General features: G+C 53.5%; 13 protein-coding genes. 11 read left to right on the forward strand and 2 right to left on the reverse strand.

The annotated features are described in order from the left end of the window. Window positions 1-88 precede the first annotated feature (88 nt). Genes dcm through DFP98_RS31610 form a run of 3 tightly spaced genes read left to right on the forward strand, consistent with a single transcriptional unit; the run spans window position 89 to window position 3,066 of the window. Window positions 89-1,369, forward strand: coding sequence for a DNA (cytosine-5-)-methyltransferase (dcm, locus tag DFP98_RS31600; protein WP_116064631.1), 1,281 nt, complete (start codon window positions 89-91; stop codon window positions 1,367-1,369). Window positions 1,370-1,400: 31 nt separating this feature from the next. After that, entirely contained in the window at window positions 1,401-1,820 is a 420-nt protein-coding gene (locus DFP98_RS31605; RefSeq protein ID WP_246016924.1) for a very short patch repair endonuclease, read from the forward strand. A gap of 31 nt (window positions 1,821-1,851) precedes the next feature. Next, entirely contained in the window at window positions 1,852-3,066 is a 1,215-nt protein-coding gene (locus tag DFP98_RS31610) for a type II restriction endonuclease (RefSeq protein ID WP_116064633.1), read from the forward strand. Window positions 3,067-3,646: 580 nt separating this feature from the next. On the opposite strand, the gene DFP98_RS39925 is transcribed toward DFP98_RS31610, so the two are convergent. Together DFP98_RS39925 and istA are read right to left on the reverse strand one after the other, a co-directional pair. After that, a complete protein-coding gene (locus DFP98_RS39925; RefSeq protein ID WP_246016920.1) occupies window positions 3,647-3,862 on the reverse strand; it encodes an IS110 family transposase in 216 nt (71 codons plus the stop codon). A gap of 990 nt (window positions 3,863-4,852) precedes the next feature. After that, entirely contained in the window at window positions 4,853-5,710 is an 858-nt protein-coding gene (gene istA / locus DFP98_RS31620; RefSeq protein WP_220377200.1) for an IS21 family transposase, read from the reverse strand. 148 nt (window positions 5,711-5,858) lie between these two features. Here istA and DFP98_RS40345 point away from each other — a divergent pair, with 148 nt between their 5' ends. The 8 genes from DFP98_RS40345 to DFP98_RS31660 all read left to right on the forward strand — a co-directional run bounded on the left by DFP98_RS40345 (window position 5,859) and on the right by DFP98_RS31660 (window position 17,539). Next, window positions 5,859-6,068, forward strand: a complete 210-nt coding sequence (locus DFP98_RS40345) for a LytTR family transcriptional regulator DNA-binding domain-containing protein (protein ID WP_116064634.1) — start codon at window positions 5,859-5,861, stop codon at window positions 6,066-6,068. Between the two features lie 449 nt (window positions 6,069-6,517). Further along, window positions 6,518-8,257, forward strand: coding sequence for a cache domain-containing sensor histidine kinase (locus DFP98_RS31630; protein WP_116064635.1), 1,740 nt, complete (start codon window positions 6,518-6,520; stop codon window positions 8,255-8,257). Beyond that, the gene (locus tag DFP98_RS31635) at window positions 8,232-9,821 is read left to right on the forward strand and encodes a response regulator transcription factor (protein ID WP_116064636.1); all 1,590 of its coding nucleotides are present in this window, start codon (window positions 8,232-8,234) and stop codon (window positions 9,819-9,821) included. The genes DFP98_RS31630 and DFP98_RS31635 overlap by 26 nt, the downstream gene beginning before the upstream one ends. Window positions 9,822-9,955: 134 nt before the next feature. Then, window positions 9,956-11,311 (forward strand): ABC transporter substrate-binding protein, encoded by a 1,356-nt coding sequence (locus DFP98_RS31640; RefSeq protein ID WP_220377201.1) that lies wholly within the window; start codon window positions 9,956-9,958, stop codon window positions 11,309-11,311. Further along, window positions 11,308-12,621, forward strand: a complete 1,314-nt coding sequence (locus DFP98_RS31645) for an ABC transporter substrate-binding protein (RefSeq protein ID WP_116064638.1) — start codon at window positions 11,308-11,310, stop codon at window positions 12,619-12,621. Before DFP98_RS31640 ends, DFP98_RS31645 begins: the two co-directional genes overlap by 4 nt. Before the next feature lie 12 nt (window positions 12,622-12,633). Beyond that, window positions 12,634-13,524 (forward strand): carbohydrate ABC transporter permease, encoded by an 891-nt coding sequence (locus DFP98_RS31650; RefSeq protein ID WP_116064639.1) that lies wholly within the window; start codon window positions 12,634-12,636, stop codon window positions 13,522-13,524. After that, a complete protein-coding gene (locus DFP98_RS31655; RefSeq protein WP_116064640.1) occupies window positions 13,514-14,353 on the forward strand; it encodes a carbohydrate ABC transporter permease in 840 nt (279 codons plus the stop codon). Before DFP98_RS31650 ends, DFP98_RS31655 begins: the two co-directional genes overlap by 11 nt. 30 nt (window positions 14,354-14,383) lie before the next feature. After that, window positions 14,384-17,539, forward strand: a complete 3,156-nt coding sequence (locus DFP98_RS31660) for a glycosyl hydrolase (RefSeq protein ID WP_116064641.1) — start codon at window positions 14,384-14,386, stop codon at window positions 17,537-17,539. Window positions 17,540-17,570: the final 31 nt, after the last annotated feature.

Below are 17,570 nucleotides of genomic sequence, written 5' to 3' on the forward strand. Positions count from 1 at the left end.
AAATCAATTGCGAAAGTGTGTTCGCCTATGGTATTCTAATGTCAAAAACATTCCCCCGGGGAATATTTTTGACAGGGAGGGCACTTAAATGAAAACTTTTAAGAATACTGAATTTGCCTATATAAGAGAGACAATGGGATACTCCGTTAAGGAAGTTGCTGAAATTCTCGGGAAGAGTGAACGCACTATCTACCGTTGGGAAAATGGTGAATCTTTGCCGAAGAAAAGTCTCATAAGAGAACTAAAGACTATTTATAGTATACATACAGGCCAACCATCCAAGAGTGGACATAATTTCAAATTCATTGATTTATTTGCAGGGATTGGGGGGTTGCGAAAGGCATTTGAATCCATTGGTGGCAAGTGTGTATTCACCAGTGAATGGGATCTGGCATGTAGAAAAACTTACCAAGCCAACTATGAATGCGATCATCCGGTGAATGGTGATATTCGTGAAGTTGATCTGGACAATATGCCTCAATACGATGTATTAGTGGCGGGTTTCCCGTGTCAGCCATTTTCCATCGCGGGGGTGTCCAAGAAGAACTCGTTGGGACGTCCGCATGGGTTTTATGATGCTACTCAAGGTACACTTTTCTTTGACGTTGCGCAAATGATAGAACGTCACAGACCAAAAGCGTTTCTTCTTGAGAATGTAAAGAATCTGGTTAGCCATGATAAGGGGAATACCTTTAAGGTAATCATGAAAACATTAAAAGAAGAGCTTGGCTATCATGTTGATTATAGAATTATTGATGCAAAACCTTATGTTCCTCAACACAGGGAACGTATATTCATTGTTGGATTTCGGGATGATGTCAGCTTCGCTTTCAAGGACTTGAAAATTCCTGATACTAGACCGAAACTAGGTTCAATTCTGCATTTTGAGAACGGGACTGAATTACCTGAACCGCCGTTTACAGAGGGACCAGAAGGTAGAGTGGCTGCCAAATATACGTTGAGTGATCGACTGTGGGAATACCTTAAGAATTATGCAGAAAAGCATAAGGCAAAAGGTAATGGCTTTGGATATGGTTTGTTTGGCCCTGATGATGTTGCTCGTACATTGTCAGCAAGATATTACAAAGACGGCTCGGAAATATTGATTCGCCAAGAAGGCAGAAATCCACGACGGCTAACTCCTCGTGAATGTGCAAGACTGATGGGGTTTGACAAACTTGGCCAACGATCTTTTGTAATTCCCGTTTCAGACACCCAAGCGTACAAGCAGTTCGGAAATTCAGTTGCGGTGCCAGTTGTTGAGGCAGTTGCATCGCATATGCTCCCTTACATCTTCAAGATGATGCGGACTGCTAAAGACATGAATCAGCTTGAGATACTATTTGAGAAGGTTGAAGTATATGGCTGACATTGTGTCACCCGAGACGAGAAGTCGAATGATGTCTGGAATAAAGGGAAAGGACACCAAGCCGGAGGTAATTCTGAGACGAGGACTTCACAAGCTTGGTTTTCGATACAGACTACATGATCCAGATTTACCAGGAAAGCCGGATATGGTCTTTCCTCGATACAAGGCGGTCATTTTTGCCCATGGCTGTTTTTGGCATGGACACTCTTGTCACCTATTTAAATGGCCTTCATCGAACGAGGAGTTCTGGAATAAAAAGATTAATCGGAATATGGAGTTGGACCGGGAGAGCTTGGATCGCCTTCAGGAGATGGGCTGGAGAGTCGGGATTGTATGGGAGTGTTCATTAAAAGGGAAACATCGTATCGGGAGCGAAGAGGTAGTAGAACTTTGTGCCCAGTGGTTGCATACGACGGATATGGCTTATTTGGAAATCGGCGGACAATGCTGATAAAACATGATTTGTGGTGGTGGTGTTATATATGCAGAGAGGATTTCTTTCACAGTATTTTGAAGGTATCGCAATCAAGAGGCTCAGTGCGGTAGAAGTTAATACTGATATATCTCATCAGCATGAATTCAACGGTAGCAGACCATTGCGTACAATTTTCGGAGATAATCGTATTTCTTCGCTTGAGGCTCATTTTTTGTGGCTCGCCGGGGAGAATGAAGGATTTTCATGCGAGGGCCATTTGACATGGTATGATGCTCGGGAGGCTCATCCTACCCGATCCGAATATAGATTATACTTCAAGAGCAATGAGGTCATGGATCAGGCAAGAGAATCAGACATGGTGATTGTAGCTAAGCGCCCAGATGGTGAAATCTATATGATTCTGGTGCCTTTCGGCAGTACATTGGAAAGCCAACTGCTTTGGCTATTTGGTGTAGAACAAGTAGGGTTCAATTTCGACTTTCAGGCTATTGAGGATGACCATGATCAGGAAGTAGACTTTGCAGTACGCTATATACTTGAAGAGATGGGTATTGTCATTGAGGAACCTGACAGTGGCTGCTTGGATAGTTTACTTGAACCATACTTTGATGACGGTTTTCCAAGTACATCCGTCTTTTCGGACTTGGCCAGAAGGAGCCTCAGGGATGTATCACCTTATGAAGAACCGGATCAAACCTTGCTTAAATGGATCGAGCAGGAAGAGAAGTTGTTCAAACGACTTGAGCGTCATATTGTGGCCAAAAGGTTAGAAGCAGGCTTTCTAGATGATGAGAATATTGATGTCGAAGGTTTCATTCAATTTTCGCTTAGCGTCCATAACCGAAGAAAATCTAGAGTAGGGTATGCTTTGGAAAATCATTTGGAGGAAATCTTTAAGGCACATCACCTTACCTATTCCCGGACGGCAGTAACAGAAAATAAGTCCAAGCCGGATTTTTTATTCCCTCATATTTACAATTATCGTGACATGTTGTTTCCAGCATCAAGACTGACTATGTTGGGAGTCAAGTCCACTTGTAAAGACAGATGGCGGCAGGTATTGGCTGAAGCACAGCGAATTCATAATAAACATCTGTTTACTCTTGAACCGGGGATCAGTGAAAATCAAACTGATGAAATGCAGGCGAGTAACTTGCAACTTATCTTACCTAAACGGCTTCATGAAACCTACAAGCCCTGCCAGCAAGATTGGCTGATGGATTTGAGTTCGTTTATCCAACTGGCAAAGGAGCGACAATAAGAACCTGAAAAGGCGTCCGGTTGGGTGCCTTACTAGTTTGCCCTATAATGATGATACGGTAAACTGTACCTTAAATCAGTATCACTGTTGCTCTGAGTATAGGCACCTCGAAGTTAAAACAAACTTCTTAACTGAGTAAGCTTTTCTTCAGCTTAAGATTTGATCTCGATTCCGAGCATCGCAGCCTTCTGCACCGCTTGACAATTTATATTGTTTACACCTTCATTTTGAACGGAAAGAGAGGAAGCAAGTCTCCGTAAAGTCATGAGAGGATCTTCCTTCCAAGAGTCACTAAAAAAGTACATTAAAACAAAACCAGCTAATACATTGTCAACAGTTGGGTTAGTCGAACGGGAAAAAATTGCTATATTGTTTGTGGTAATGCGGATATATAAAGTGTAGGGCTGCCCTTTTTTTAGCATAGCGTAGACGTGATGAAGCAACTTGTTGGCGCAAGCGATTACAGCTACTTTATGGGGCTTGCCCTCACTTTTTTCTTGTCATAATACTCCCTTATATAGACGTTAAGATCACCACGTAAACCACAGGTTACAGCCAAGTAAGAAGCACGTCTCAAGCTTTAGGATCCCCGTTTAGTAATGCGGTTTTCGCTCGCTATAAATTTACCTAAACTAAATACACTAGGATCTAAACCGGCGAATGCCACGACTTGCTTCGGATGACTGCACTGCGATGCGTTTCCAATTTTAGCAACAATTTCCGCTGACAGTTTTGTACCAATACCTGGAAACGATTCAATAAGCTTCACTTCCGGAATCGTTTCAGTTAGCTCCAAGATGAGTTCTTCAAGCGCTGCTACCTAATCTTGAAGCTCTCTCGTTGCCAGCATGCTACGCAATACGGTCTCTAATCCATAAGTGACCTTCCCCACAGGATTAAGCGACACCGCTGTCTTTAGCAGTTCAGTCTTCTTTTGTACCCACGCTTTCGATCTGGAGGCTTTCGTGGACTCTCGAATTGCTTTTGCCCAAAGCTCGTCACTTTGCTCCGATATCCCTTCTGATGAAAGGTACAACTCCAAAAAACGCAATGACGTTTTAGAAAAAAGATCCCTGAATACCCCCGAATAGTTTGGAAATACCTGATCCACCAACCACCGTATATTGAGCTTAGCTTGCACGTACAGGCTCGTAAGAAATTTGTGTTGCCTGGTTAAGAACTGCAGATCGAGAAACCGTTCTTGACGAATCGATTGAGCCTTCCAGTTCTCTTCCTAGTAGAATAGATCCCCTAAGTGCCAAGCATCTGAAGCGTCCGTTTTTACTTTGCGTAGGCCTGTTCTTCTGGCCCTTTGCGCTTGCAAAGGATTAACCAAAATCACTTCGAGGTCTTGTCCTTAAAGATACGCAACGAGTACGCGATGGTAATGTCCCGTTGGTTCCAAAATAACACTCGGTCGTATTCCGGTTTTCGTTTCTAGTAGGGAGGCTAACACATGTAATCGTTCAACCCCCTTAGGGGTGTGCATAATTCGTTCATCACGGCCATGCGGGGCATTGCGTCTTAAGAAGGCTTGAACGACCGACATTCCTTTTGCTACATCGATTCCGATAACAGGTTTCATATCTGCTCCTCTCATGGTCTATTCTAGCCGGCAGTCCCACGACGGTTCCAACTCCACAGCTTCGTTTGTGATGCGGGGTCAATGAATTTTTCAGTGCGGTGGAGCCGCTGAGTTAATGTGTGAGAGCCACGCTGTTAATGAAATAGAGCCACCGTGTTAATGGGCAGAGCCACCTCTGAAACGGTCGTTTATTGAATGCCGTCAGTTTCTCAAAATGGCCACGTTCAGCTCCGTCAACGTAAAGAACGTTTGCTGACGCAAAGCAGCCAGAATCCAGGTGGAGACGTTCCCGACGGTTCCTTCGACGCTGGCTTTGTCCTTGGGTTTGCAGACACGGGCAGGGATGACGGCCGTACCGTAGTGCTCCGCCATTTCATGATACGTCTTGTTAATAACGGGAGAATACCATGAGGATTTTTCAACACCGGTTTTGAGGTTGTCCGGCACGAGGATTTTCGTCACGCCGCCGAAGTGTGCAAACGCATGGACGTGGGCAGTCGTCCAGCTTTCCTGACTTTGGGACAGGAAGCCTTCCACATAGGCATACTGGCTGCTGGAGAGCGCGGCGACAAAGATGTACACAGGCAGCATCTCGCCCGTTTCGGCATCCACGATCGTCGCGGTTTGCCGGGCCCAATCCACCTCCATTTGCTCACCAGGCTTTCGCTGGATATGCATTGTCGCTTTGGTTGTGGCAGCGTACTTCCGGTAGTAATTGCAAAACTGGGTGTACTTCAAGGGGATTTCGCGACTAAGCCGACATGACTCACAATACTCATGCCACAGCAAGCAGAGCGTAACGCCGCTCTTCGCCAATTCCCGATGAAGATATTCGCAATCCGGGATCTTGCGTGAAGAGACTTGTGCTTTCTCGGGGAACAAAAGATACTGCAGATCGTCGTCTGCCACATCTTCCGGCAGCGGCCACGCCAACTCCTTTTCCATCGCACGGTTCAACACCTCGGAGACGGTGTTTCGCGAGCACTGACAGCTTGATGCAATGCTCCGCTGGCTGAGCCCCATGCTGCTCAGCCGTAGAATATCTCGATACTTGGTCATTCGGGGACCTCCCGTTGGATATTTGCGCTCCGATTTCGGCCACGCATCCATCCATTTTAACGGAGGAAACCGAGGGTGGCTCTCGCGATTAACATAGTGGCTCTATTTGGTTAACACGGTGGCTCTCACTCATTAACTCAATGGCTCTCTGGCACCGAAATACTCAACGAAGGATTGGGCAGCCTTTTTGCAAAACAAAGGCTTTTTGCAGTTGGATCGAGGAACGATTGTGAATGTAAAGAAAGTAGCGGCTTATAACTCGGAGTTAAGAGTGGTAACGGTAACCGCTTTAGAAGGTAACGTCTTGTTACCCGTCGCGGAGAAGGTCCAAAGGCAAATCAAAAAGTTACTAAAATAAAGGTCACGAATGATTCTTCGCGACCTTTGTCTTACTGGAGGCTGCCGACACGGATCGGCAGCCTCGTTGTGCTATTTTGGTAGTTACAAGGTTTGTAGCGGCTGATGGCATTTCCAGCTATGTGATTTCGTTGTCGATTGAAGAGAATGCAGGCAACTAATCGGTCGCGATCACGCCCTCGTTCCAATATTCGGCAGTTCGGATGTCGCGAATGACGATAGCGACAGATAAGTTAGGCACGGCTTCCCTTGCTACTTCAGCGTCAAAGGACGCCGAAGGTGTATTTGCCCGAAATTGCACAAATACCTAAAGTCTTTAGCCATCAGTACATTGCGAATACAATTGAAGTTTCTATTGTTCTAGACTTAAAATGGGTGAATACATCCGAAGATTTTAACGAGATATGTCGAAATGAGTCGTATATCCTAACAAAAGCGAGGTTAACCTTCGTGAAATGGTTCAGAAAATATTGGAGCGGGATCCGATTGCCCCGAAAGCTTGTGCTCGTGTACATGCCGCTGATCGTTATCCCGACGTTGCTAGGGTCCCTGTTGCTGATGAACAGCTATACCGCTTCCAGCAAGCAAGCTTCCCGAGATTACGCCGGCGACCTCGTCGGCTTGATGGTCGAGCAGATGGATTACCGGCTGTCCTCCATCGAAGATCTCGGCAAGCAGATGATCACCGACGCAGAGCTGCTGGAGTTGGTCGGCCGAACGGACGTGTCGACTTACGAACAGCTCGACAAAACGATGGCGATCAAAAATTGGATGAACCATTATTGGCTTAACAACAACATGAACGAATTTATCGTCGCGATGGTGCTGGATACGGGCGACGACACGTATCTCTACAACGAGAACGAGGTGAGCCAGTACCGCATTCGCGACCCAGAATATAAGCGGGCCGTCCGCAACAACCGGGGCGGCGCCGTCTGGTTCGAGCCCGCCCGGTTCTCGAACGGCTTCCAGCAGTTCGAAGCTTTCCGGGTCGGCCGCTGGGTGCGGGACGGCAAGCTGAACGAGGTCGGCTTTCTGACGATCGTTGTCGACGTCGAGGCGGTACGGTCGATCTTCAACCAGACGAAGCTCGACCAGAACGCGTTGCTTCGGCTGCAGACGGCGGACGGACGCATTCTCGTAGACAATGGCAACGGCGAGGAGGACGCGGGAAGCTACCAGGACCTGCACCTCGACTATTCCGATATCCGGGAGGATTGGGCGTTATCGGCCTCCTTGAAGATGGACGACCTGTACGCCCAGATCAACCGGATGATCCGGTTGACGATCCTCATCATCTTGGTCGTGTTCGTGTTCGGGCTCGTCGTCACCCGCTACCTGGCGATCGACGTCGTCAATCCGATTCGCAAACTCATGAACAATATGATGTCCGGCATTCAGTCCGCCAGTCCGCGCAAGCTCGCGAAGTTCAAGGGCGCGATAGAAATCCGGGAGATGAACGATATTTTCGTCTCCGTCATGTACGAGATCGAGCAGTTGATCCAGCAGACGGTCAGTCAGGAGCAGAAGAAACGCGCCGCGGAGATCGAGGCGCTGCGCAAGCAACTGTCGCCGCATTTTTTGTATAACACGCTTAATTCGATCCGCTGGCTCGCCATCTTGCAGAAGCAAAACAACATCAAGGCGATCGTGGATTCGTTGTCCAGCTTGCTGAACTACACGCTGCGCGACGCCAACGAGCTGGCGACGCTCCGGGAAGATGCATCGAAACTCGATGACTACATCTCGATCCAGAAAATTCGCTATCGTCAATTCGGCTACGCGACGGACCTCGAGGAGCGGGCGCTGGACGCCTCGGTTCCGAAGTTCATCATCCAGCCGTTAGTCGAGAACGCGCTCTTGCACGGATTGGAGCCGCTCGACCGGATGGGCCAGATCACGGTGCGCGCTTCGATCCGCGGAAGCGTTCTTAAGCTGACGGTGGAAGACAACGGCATCGGCATCGCCCCGGACAAGCTGGCCGAGATCCGGCGGCAGTTGAGCGGCGCTGCGCCGAAGGGAACGACGGAGCACATTGGCATACTGAACGTACACGAGCGGATCGTCGCCCATTACGGCTATCCTTACGGCATGACGATCGACAGCGATCCCGGCCGGGGAACGACGATCGAAGCGACTCTTAAATACGAGGAGAGAACGGATAATGAAAACCATCATCATCGTGGATGACGAATCGTTGGTCCGCGTCGGCTTGCAGTCGATCATTCCATGGGAGGACTACGGCTACTCCGTGTCCGGCGTATACCATAACGGCCGGGAAGCGCTCGACGCCTGCATGCGCGCGATGCCCGACGCGATCCTGACCGATATTCGCATGCCCGTCATGGACGGCTTGGAGTTTATCAAGAACGTTAGGCAAATCTCGCCGCGCGTTCCGATCGTCATCTTAAGCAGCTACGACGATTTCGAATATACGCGCACGGCCATCAAGCTGGGCGTGCAGGATTACATCCAGAAGCACCGGCTCGAGCCCGAGGAGTTGATCCGCATGCTCGACGGGCTGAAGATCGAAGAGAACGGACGCGGCGGAGAAGAAGAGCGGGCGATCAGCCAGCAGCTGAAAAAGGAGAAGGAGGAGCTGATCGCTGCGGCGACTCGGACAGCGGGCCCCGAGGGGCCGGTCTCGCCGGGAGCGTTTCGCGAGCTCGAGAAGCAAGTTGCGGAGCTGGGGCCTTACGCGTGCTGGATGACGATCCGCCCGATCGGCCCGGCTTGGCGGGACGAGAGTCTCCCGCCGTCCTATTCTTTCCTCGTGCAAGAGGAGCTGGAGCGTTACCGTTACACCGAGTATCTCGGGGCGAGAGGTTCCGTCGTTCATGCTTTATTTTACGCGGGAGAGTTTCCGAAGGGGCAGATGACGCTGCGGGAGCACGTCTTGCCGTTCTGCGAGAATCTGCTGGACACGCTGCGGCAGAAGTGCAACGCGGACTTCGCGATCGGAATCGGCCGGCCGGGCCCTTTAGAGGAATACGAAGCGACGTACCGCGGGGCGGGGGATGCGCTGGCTTCTTTGTTTTACGGCGACGGCGACATCGCCCTCGACGCCGGCGCGTTCGTGTGGATGGAATATACGGAAGAGCAATGGCTCGACCTCTATAAAACGCTGAAAAAGTACGTGCAGCAAGAGAAGTTCGCTGAGCTGCTCGCCTGGCTGGACGATTTGCCTTCCTCAGAGTCGGGGCTCTTACGGCCGCGGGATTGGCTGCGAATTGGCGGCATGCTGGCGACGCAGACGACCGACTTCCTGATCGAGCATTACGCCTTGGACGTCGACAAGATCAAGCAGCATTTCGGCGATCTATGGCCGCTGGAGCGCCATATCGGCTGGCCACAGCGCAAAAGCGGCTGGATCGCGGCGATCCGGCTCGTCTTCGAACGGACGAATGCGTTGATTGCTTCCGTGCGGACGAACAAGGCATGGCTCGTCAAGATCAAAGCCTACGTGAACGAGCGTTACGCCGAGCCCATCCGCCTGGAGGCCGCGGCCGCACACGTCTATTGGAGCGAAAACTATTTCAGCCAGCGCTTCAGCCAGGAAACCGGCATGACTTTCTTGGAATACGTCGCCGGCGTCCGGATCGCGGCAGCCAAAGAGCTGCTGAAGAGCGGCGACCGTTCGACCGAGGACATCGCCGCCACGGTCGGTTACGTGAACGCCAACTATTTTGTGAAAGTGTTCAAGAAAACAACGGGACTGACGGTGTCGGAATTCAAAGCCCAACATAAATCGTAGATTCGGGCATGAGATCGGAGAATCGGGAATCGGCCGGGGACAGAAGCGGAATATCCGGCATCAAAGCGAGGGGACTGTGCATGGAACGGAACGCGGCTCGAACTTACAATCGAAGACATCGGGAAACAAAAGAAATGTGGTGGTCTATGTACGGTCCAATGAACAAGCGATTACATGCGGCGGCGTTCCTGCTGCTGGCCTTCGTCTTATCGGCCGGCTGTTCGAAAGGGGATTCCTTGCGGGCCGGAGATCCGGACGCGACGTCTAAAGCCGCGGGTCCCCAGGTCACGCTGCAAGTATGGGGGGACCTGGGCAACCAGGTCGCGCTCGAAGCTTCGTTCAGACGCATCAACGAGAACTTCATGAGGCTTCATCCGAACATTCGCCTTAATTACAAGTACGTCCAGACGCCCGAAAGCCTCGATTTCGGCGTCCTGTCCAACGAGCTCCCGGACGTCTTCTACGTCCAAGGGAACAAAACGACCAAGATGAGAGAACTCGCCCTGAACGGATATTTGCTGCCGCTCGACGATTACGGGCTGGACTTGCGAAGATTCCCGGAAGGGGCCGTGCAATACGGAACGGTCGATGGCACGCTGTATTCCTCGTTGCCGGCTTTCATGGACACGCAGCTCGTTTACTACAACAAGGACGTTTTCCGGAAGTACGATCTTGCTCCTCCCCGCACGTGGGACGATTTCGTCTCGCTGCTCGACGTCCTGGTGTCCCGGGGCGTAACCCCGATCTCCATGCCCGGCACGGAGTACAAGGAACGTTCGTGGCTGAGCTACGCTTTCCTGGCGCTGTTCGCCCCCGAGCAATCGGAGGCGCTCATGAACGACAAGTCCGGCGTCCGCTTGACGGATCCCGAGATCGTTCAAGGCTTGCAAGCGTTTCGCGATTTCGCGGAAAAAGGCTATTTCGGCCGCGACTACGTGACCCAGGACAGAGTCGGCTGGCAGCTCTCGTTTACGAACGGCGACGCCGCGATGATCGTGGACGGAAGCTGGAACAATTTGTTGTATGAGAACAGCGGAGTGAACGTGGGGAAGTTTTACGTGCCGAATCCGGAGGGCAAACGCATCGCTCCGATCAGCTACAACAACTGGACGACGTATGCGGTCTCCCGCAACTCGAAGTATCCCGACCAAGCCGTCGAGTACTTGAAATACCTGAATTCCAGAGAAGCGCAGCAGTTGCTCGGCGACGATACGGGGATGATTCCGATCCTGGACGATATTGAGCCGCAGCCTTCGATTCAGGACTTGATGAGCTACGACGACGGCGTCGACAATTTCACGACGATCATGGCCCATCTGTCCAAGAGGGACATGGACGCGCCCGCGCTCTACCGGCAGACGGTATTGGCGGAGCTGCTCACCTCCAAGCTGGACGGCCGGGAAGCGGCCGAGCTGCTGGAGCAAGCGATCGATTACGTCGATCCGAAACTTAATGAAACCGCGACCAATCAGGGAGGTTCCACCCCATGACCAAGAAAAGAGTATTCGGCCTCGCCCTCGCGACGGCGTTGTCGCTTGTCGTCAGCGCCTGCGGAGGAGCGAACAACAACGAACCGGCGGCAAGCGGAGCCGCGAGCAAGCCGGCGGCAAGCCCGTCCGCGTCCGGCGGAGAGAAAGCCCCGGCACCGGTCAAAATCAAGTTTTTCGGCATGAACATGGCGTACACCTCGATGGAGGAGATGGGCGCCGAGCTGCAGAAGAAGATGCCTCAATACGACATCGAGCTGCTGACGGTCGACACCGGAACGATCGATACGTCGATCCGGACCGGCATCGCGGGAGGAAGCCCCGCCGACATCTATTTCTACTGGCCACAGAACATGGCCAACATCGTCAAGGATAAGCTCGCGCTCGACTTGACGCCCTATCTCGAAGCGAACGGCGGCGAGTGGAAGAACACGTTCACGCCGGAGCTGCTCGACCTGGGCAAGATCGACGGCAAATACTACAACGTTCCTTTTGGAAGCGCTTATCCGGTCATTCTCGTTAACAACGAGATTTTCGAGAAAGCCGGCGTAGAGCCGAAGCAAGAGATGACTTGGGCGGAATTTATGGCGGCTTGCGAGCAGATCAAGACGAAGACAGGCGTCTCCCCGTTCGCCGTCAGCTCCGAGCCCGACCGTCAAAGCTGGTTGATTCGCCAAGGCGTCATGAGCCTCGCGAACGGAGACGGCAAGCTTGAGGCGCTGTCCAAAGGCGAAGTCGCGACCGACAGCGGCTACTACGAAACGGCCCTTAACAACATTAAAGATCTGTATAAAAAAGGTTACTGGTATCCGGGCGAAGGCGCTCTGAATATCACTCGCGACGAGATCAACGCCGCGTTCCTGCAAGGGAAAGTCGGCATGCTGGCCGAAGTGGCCGGAACGGCTCTGTCGATCTCGGAAAAAGCCGAGTTCGGCGTGACGGTCGTGAAGTGGCCGGCGATGGGTCCGGAAACGGTGCTGCTGGGCGGAGCCAACGGTTATTTCATCCCGGCCAACGCGGCCAATCCGGACGCGGCCGTGGAAGTGCTGAAGACGCTGCTCGGCTCGGATATCCAATCGATCCACTTGTCGCACGGCTATCCGCCTGCGAATCGGACGATCAAGGTCGAGAATCCGGTGCTGCAGCAGATCATGACGTTCACGGAAGATCTGTATCCGTTCGAGTTCCATACGAAAGAAGCGAAGATGAAGAGCTACTACGAAGGCGAAATGGTTCCCAACTACCTGATGGGAGCGAAAATCAAAGACGTGCTCGGCCAATTGGACAAACTGCGTGAGAACGCCTTTAAGTAAGGAGAATGCGGAATGGCTCAACATCCGACGAGACGGAACATTTTATTCGGCATCCTGTTGTTAGCGCCGGCGGCTGCAGCCATTATCGCGACTACGTTGCTGCCCGTGCTGTCCAACCTGGTCATCGCTTTTCAGGACTGGAACGGCTTCGGGGCGGCGACGTGGATCGGCTTCGACAATTTTAGCAACGCCTTTTCGGATAGTTATTTTATCGAGAGTATGAAGGCCTCGTTTTTCATCGGGATCTTATCCACGCTGGGCGCCGTACCGTTAGGCGTCCTTCTCGCGGCTTGCGTTTTCAAGGTCGGCAAATACGAGGGCTCGGCCTACCGGGTCGTCCTGTTCGTCCCGGTCATGATCCCGCTGGCCATCATCGGCTTGTTGTTCACGTTCCTGCTGAACCCGGAGATGGGGCTGATCAACAAGGTGCTCGAGCTTCTCGGCATGGGAAATCTGCAGCGCGCCTGGCTGGCCAATCCCGACACGGTGCTCTGGGTCATCGCTATGATCGGCGCATGGAGAATGGCGGGACTTACGATGATGCTCAGCTTCGCCTCGATGATCTCGATTCCGGGGGAATTGTTCGAATCGAGCCGATTGGACGGCGCGGGGTACCCACGCCAGTTTTTCTCCATCGTGCTGCCGCTCATTCGTCCGTCGCTGCAAGTTTCTACCGTATTTTCGTTTATCGTGCTCGTGTCCACCTACGATCTGGTCTACATCATGACGCGGGGCGGACCGGGAACGGTCTCGCAGACCGTGCCGATCTATATGATGAAAACGGCGTTCACGTACAGTAATTTCGGCTATTCGGCTACGCTGGGGCTGTTGTTCTCCGTGGCGGGCATTCTGGCGATCGTCTTGCTGCAGCGCCTGTTTAAGGGGGAGAACTATGAAGTTTAGCGAAAACTCCGAACGGCTCGAACGCTGGATCACGCGCGTCGTTCTTCTCTTCTTCGTGGCGATCACGATCTATCCGATCGTGTTCGTCACGATCAACTCTTTGAAGAGCACGGACGAATTCTACGCGAACGTCTGGGCGCTTCCCAAGGCGATCCACTGGAGCAACTATTCCGAAGCTTGGTTCGACGCGAAGATCGGTCAATATTTCACGAACAGCACGATCGTTGTCGTCATCGCGGTGCTGATCATCTCGGTGTTCGGGGTCATGGCGGGCTACGCGCTCGGTCGGTTGAACCTTCCGTATGCCGAAGCGATCCTGCTCTTTTTTCTGGCGATGAAAATGGTGCCCCACGAATCGCTCGTCATGCCGCTCTATCTGATGATGAGCCGGATGGGCATTATCGGAGAGCATATCTCCCTCATTCTGCCGTACGCGGGGTGGGGGCTGCCGATCGCCGTCTATATTTTGAAAAACTATTTTCAATCGATTCCGAATTCGCTCCTTGAAGCCGCTCGGATCGACGGAGCCTCGGAGTGGCTGTCGTTCCGCAAGATCATGGTGCCGCTGGCGATGCCGGCGATCGCGACCGTTATCATTTTCAACTTCGTCTCTCTATGGGGCGAGCTGCTATGGGCGACCGTAGCGCTGTCGACGGCGACGATGAAGACGCTGCCGCTCGGCATCATCGTGTTCCAATCCGAATTCGCGACCGACTGGGGACCGTTGTCCGCGGCGATCTGCATGGTCATGCTGCCGCTCGTCCTCGTGTTCCTGTTCATGCAGAAATATTTCGTGCAAGGCATTACGGCCGGCGCCAACAAAGGCTAATCCGGGGAGAAAAGAAGGGAGAGAGGGGCTATGACCGACCGCGTATACGAGCTGTTCCTGCAGCCTCCCAACGAATACCGCGGCAAGCCTTTTTGGAGCTGGAACGGCAAGCTCGAGAAGGAAGAATTGCTTCGGCAGATCGGCGTGTTCCACCGGATGGGATTGGGCGGTTTCTTCATCCATTCCCGGACGGGTCTCGTTACCGAGTATCTGGGAGAGGAATGGTTCGAATTCGTCGAGGCTTGCACGCTGGAAGCCGAGAAACTCGGCATGGAAGTGTGGATTTACGACGAAGACCGCTGGCCCAGCGGCACGGCCGGGGGGATGGTTACCGAGGAGCCGCGGTTCCGGTTGAAATTCATTCAACTGCGGGTCGTTCCCGCGGAGGAATTCGACTGGACTTTGTCGGTGCCGGATCCGGAAGCGTTAGTGGCGGCCTTTGCTTGCCGGTTGAAGGGCGTCGCTTATTACGACAGCGTTCCGTTGGCGCGCGGGGAGCTCCCGGGGGCGGGAACTTCGGTCTTGTTGTTCGAGATCGTCGAGATGAACAAGGACAGCTTCTATAACGGATACACGTACGTGGATACGATGAACCGCGAAGCAACGGACCGTTATCTCGAGATTACGCACGACCGCTACAAGGAACGCGTGGGCCAGCATTTCGGGCGAGCGATCCAGGGCGTGTTCACGGACGAACCGCACCGCGGGGCGCTCATGGATGGCTTTGGCATCACGAACGAGCACCGGCTGTGGAGCGTGCCTTGGACGTATACGCTGTTCGACGATTTCGAGCGGGCTTTCGGCTACGACTTGCGCGGCAGGCTGCCGGAGCTGTTCCTGAAGCCGGAGGGAAAGCTGGTCTCCCAAGTGAAATGGCATTACGTCGAGCTGACGCAACGCCTTTTCCTGGAGCACTACCTGAAGCCGATGCAAGCTTGGACGAGGGAGAACGGCTTGCGGCTGACCGGCCACATGCTGCACGAAGACACGTTGACGGCGCAGACGGCGTACCTCGGTTCGGCGATGCGTTTCTACGAATACCAGGACGACCCGGGCGTCGACGTGCTTCGCGAAGGCAATCGTCAGTATTGGCTCGTCAAGCAGCTATCGTCGGCAGCTAGGCAACTAGGCCAGAAATGGCTTTTGTCGGAGCTGTACGGCTGTACGGGCTGGCAGATGACTTTCGAATCGCACAAGGCGGTCGGGGATTGGCAGACGTTGTTCGGCATTAACATCCGCAATCATCATCTGTCCTGGTACACGATGGAGGGAGAGTCGAAGCGGGATTATCCGGCAAGCATCTCTTTCCAATCGGCTTGGTGGGACGACTACGATTTTGTGGAGACATACTTCTCCCGGTTCGGCTTGGCGTTGTCCCAGGGCGAGCGCAAGTGCGACGTGCTCGTGATGAACCCGGTGGAGAGCGTCTGGTGCCAGGTATATCCGGGCTGGTCGATCGATATGAAGACGCAGTCCGCTGACGTGCAAAAGCTGGAAGACCAGTATCGCGATACGTTCCACTGGCTCGCGGGGGCGCAGGTCGACTTCGATTATGCCGACGAGGAGATGCTCGGGCGATTGTACTCGGTCGAAGCCGCGGGCGTTGGCGCGCCAGTGTTCCGGGTCGGACAAGCGGCGTATCGCGTCGTACTCGTCACGGGCATGGTCACGATTCGCGAAAGCACGGTGGCCGCGCTGGAGAAGTTCGCCGAAGCCGGGGGCCGGGTCGTATTCGCGGGCGAGGTTCCCGCGTACGTCGATGCGCTCCCTTCGGATCGATGTGCGCGGTTGGCGGCTAGGTCGGTGTCGGTTCCGTTCGACGGCGTCGATGTGGTAGAAGCCGTTCGCGGCGGACAGAGCGCGCCGGTACGGGTCGTCGACGCCGCGACGGGATCTCCGGCGACGGATATCTTCTGCCGGTTGAACGAGGACGAGAACGGGCGCTATTATTTCGCGCTGCTGAACGTCAATCCAGGCGTCGCTTACGACGTTCGGATCGAGCTCGGCGTCGTTGGCTCAATCGAGGAGTGGGATTGCAAGACCGGCGGGAAGCAGTCGGTATCTTGCGAAAGCGGCGACGGGAAGCTGATCTGGACCGTTCGGTTCCATCCGTCGGAAGAGCATCTATATGTTATCGATGGGAAGGAGCCGGTAGCGGAGTCGGCCAGTGCGGCCGTCGTCGGGTCGACAACGACAACGACTACGCCTACGTCGCTGTCGAGGCCTATTCGTCTGGACGGGGCTTATCCTTACCGCTTGAGCGAGAGCAATGTCTGTGTGCTGGACATGGCGAGCTACAGGATCGCGGGCGGGGAATGGAGCGAGAAGGCGGAAATTCTGCAAGCAGACCGGAGCATTCGCGCCGAGCTCGGGCTGCCGCTCAGAGGCGGACGGATGATCCAGCCGTGGTACGCCGCGCTGTATCATCGTGAGCTGAACGAGACGGCGACTCCGCTCGAGCTGCGATTCGAGTTTTCGGCGGATGTCGTCCCGGAAGACGACTTATGGATCGCGATCGAGCGGCCGGACCTGTTCGAGATTTCGGTTAACGGAGTTTTGGTCGATCGGACGGTTACGGACGGCTGGTGGGTCGATCCTTGTTTCGCCAAGATCAGGCTCCCGGGAGCGCTGCTGCGGTTGGGCGAGAACCGGCTGGAGCTGAAGACCGCTTTCCGAAACGAGATCAATCTGGAAACCGTCTATTTGCTGGGAGAGTTCGGCGTACGGTTGGACGGCGTACGGAGATGCCTAGTCGCCTTGCCGGAGACTGTCCCTTTCGGGGATCTGACCGTTCATGGATTTCCGTTCTACGGCGGCAAGCTCGGTTATCTCGTCGATGCCGACGCGTTCGGGGCATGGCCGGAAGACGCGGGGAGAGCGATACTCAAGTTGCCTGCGTTCGACGCTGCCTGCGTGAAAGTCGGCGCGGATGGCGGGGAGACGAAGATGGTCGCCTGGCAGCCATACGAAGCCGACGTTACGGAGGAGCTGCGCAAGCGCGGTCCGCTATGCGTGGAAGTCGTGCTGACGCGGAGGAACACGTTCGGCCCGCTGCATCTCGTTCCGACGAGAATTCCGGAGTACCGGCCGTTCCATTTCCTGACGCAAGGGGAATCGTATACGGAGGCGTACGGCTTGATTCCTTCTGGTATTCAAGGAGTCCCGGTAATCGAGCTTCGGCGTTAGAATGAATCATGTGCGGGCATTAAATATTAAA

The organism is Cohnella phaseoli (assembly GCF_003386235.1).
GTDB classification, from domain to species: Bacteria; Bacillota; Bacilli; order Paenibacillales; family Paenibacillaceae; genus Cohnella; species Cohnella phaseoli.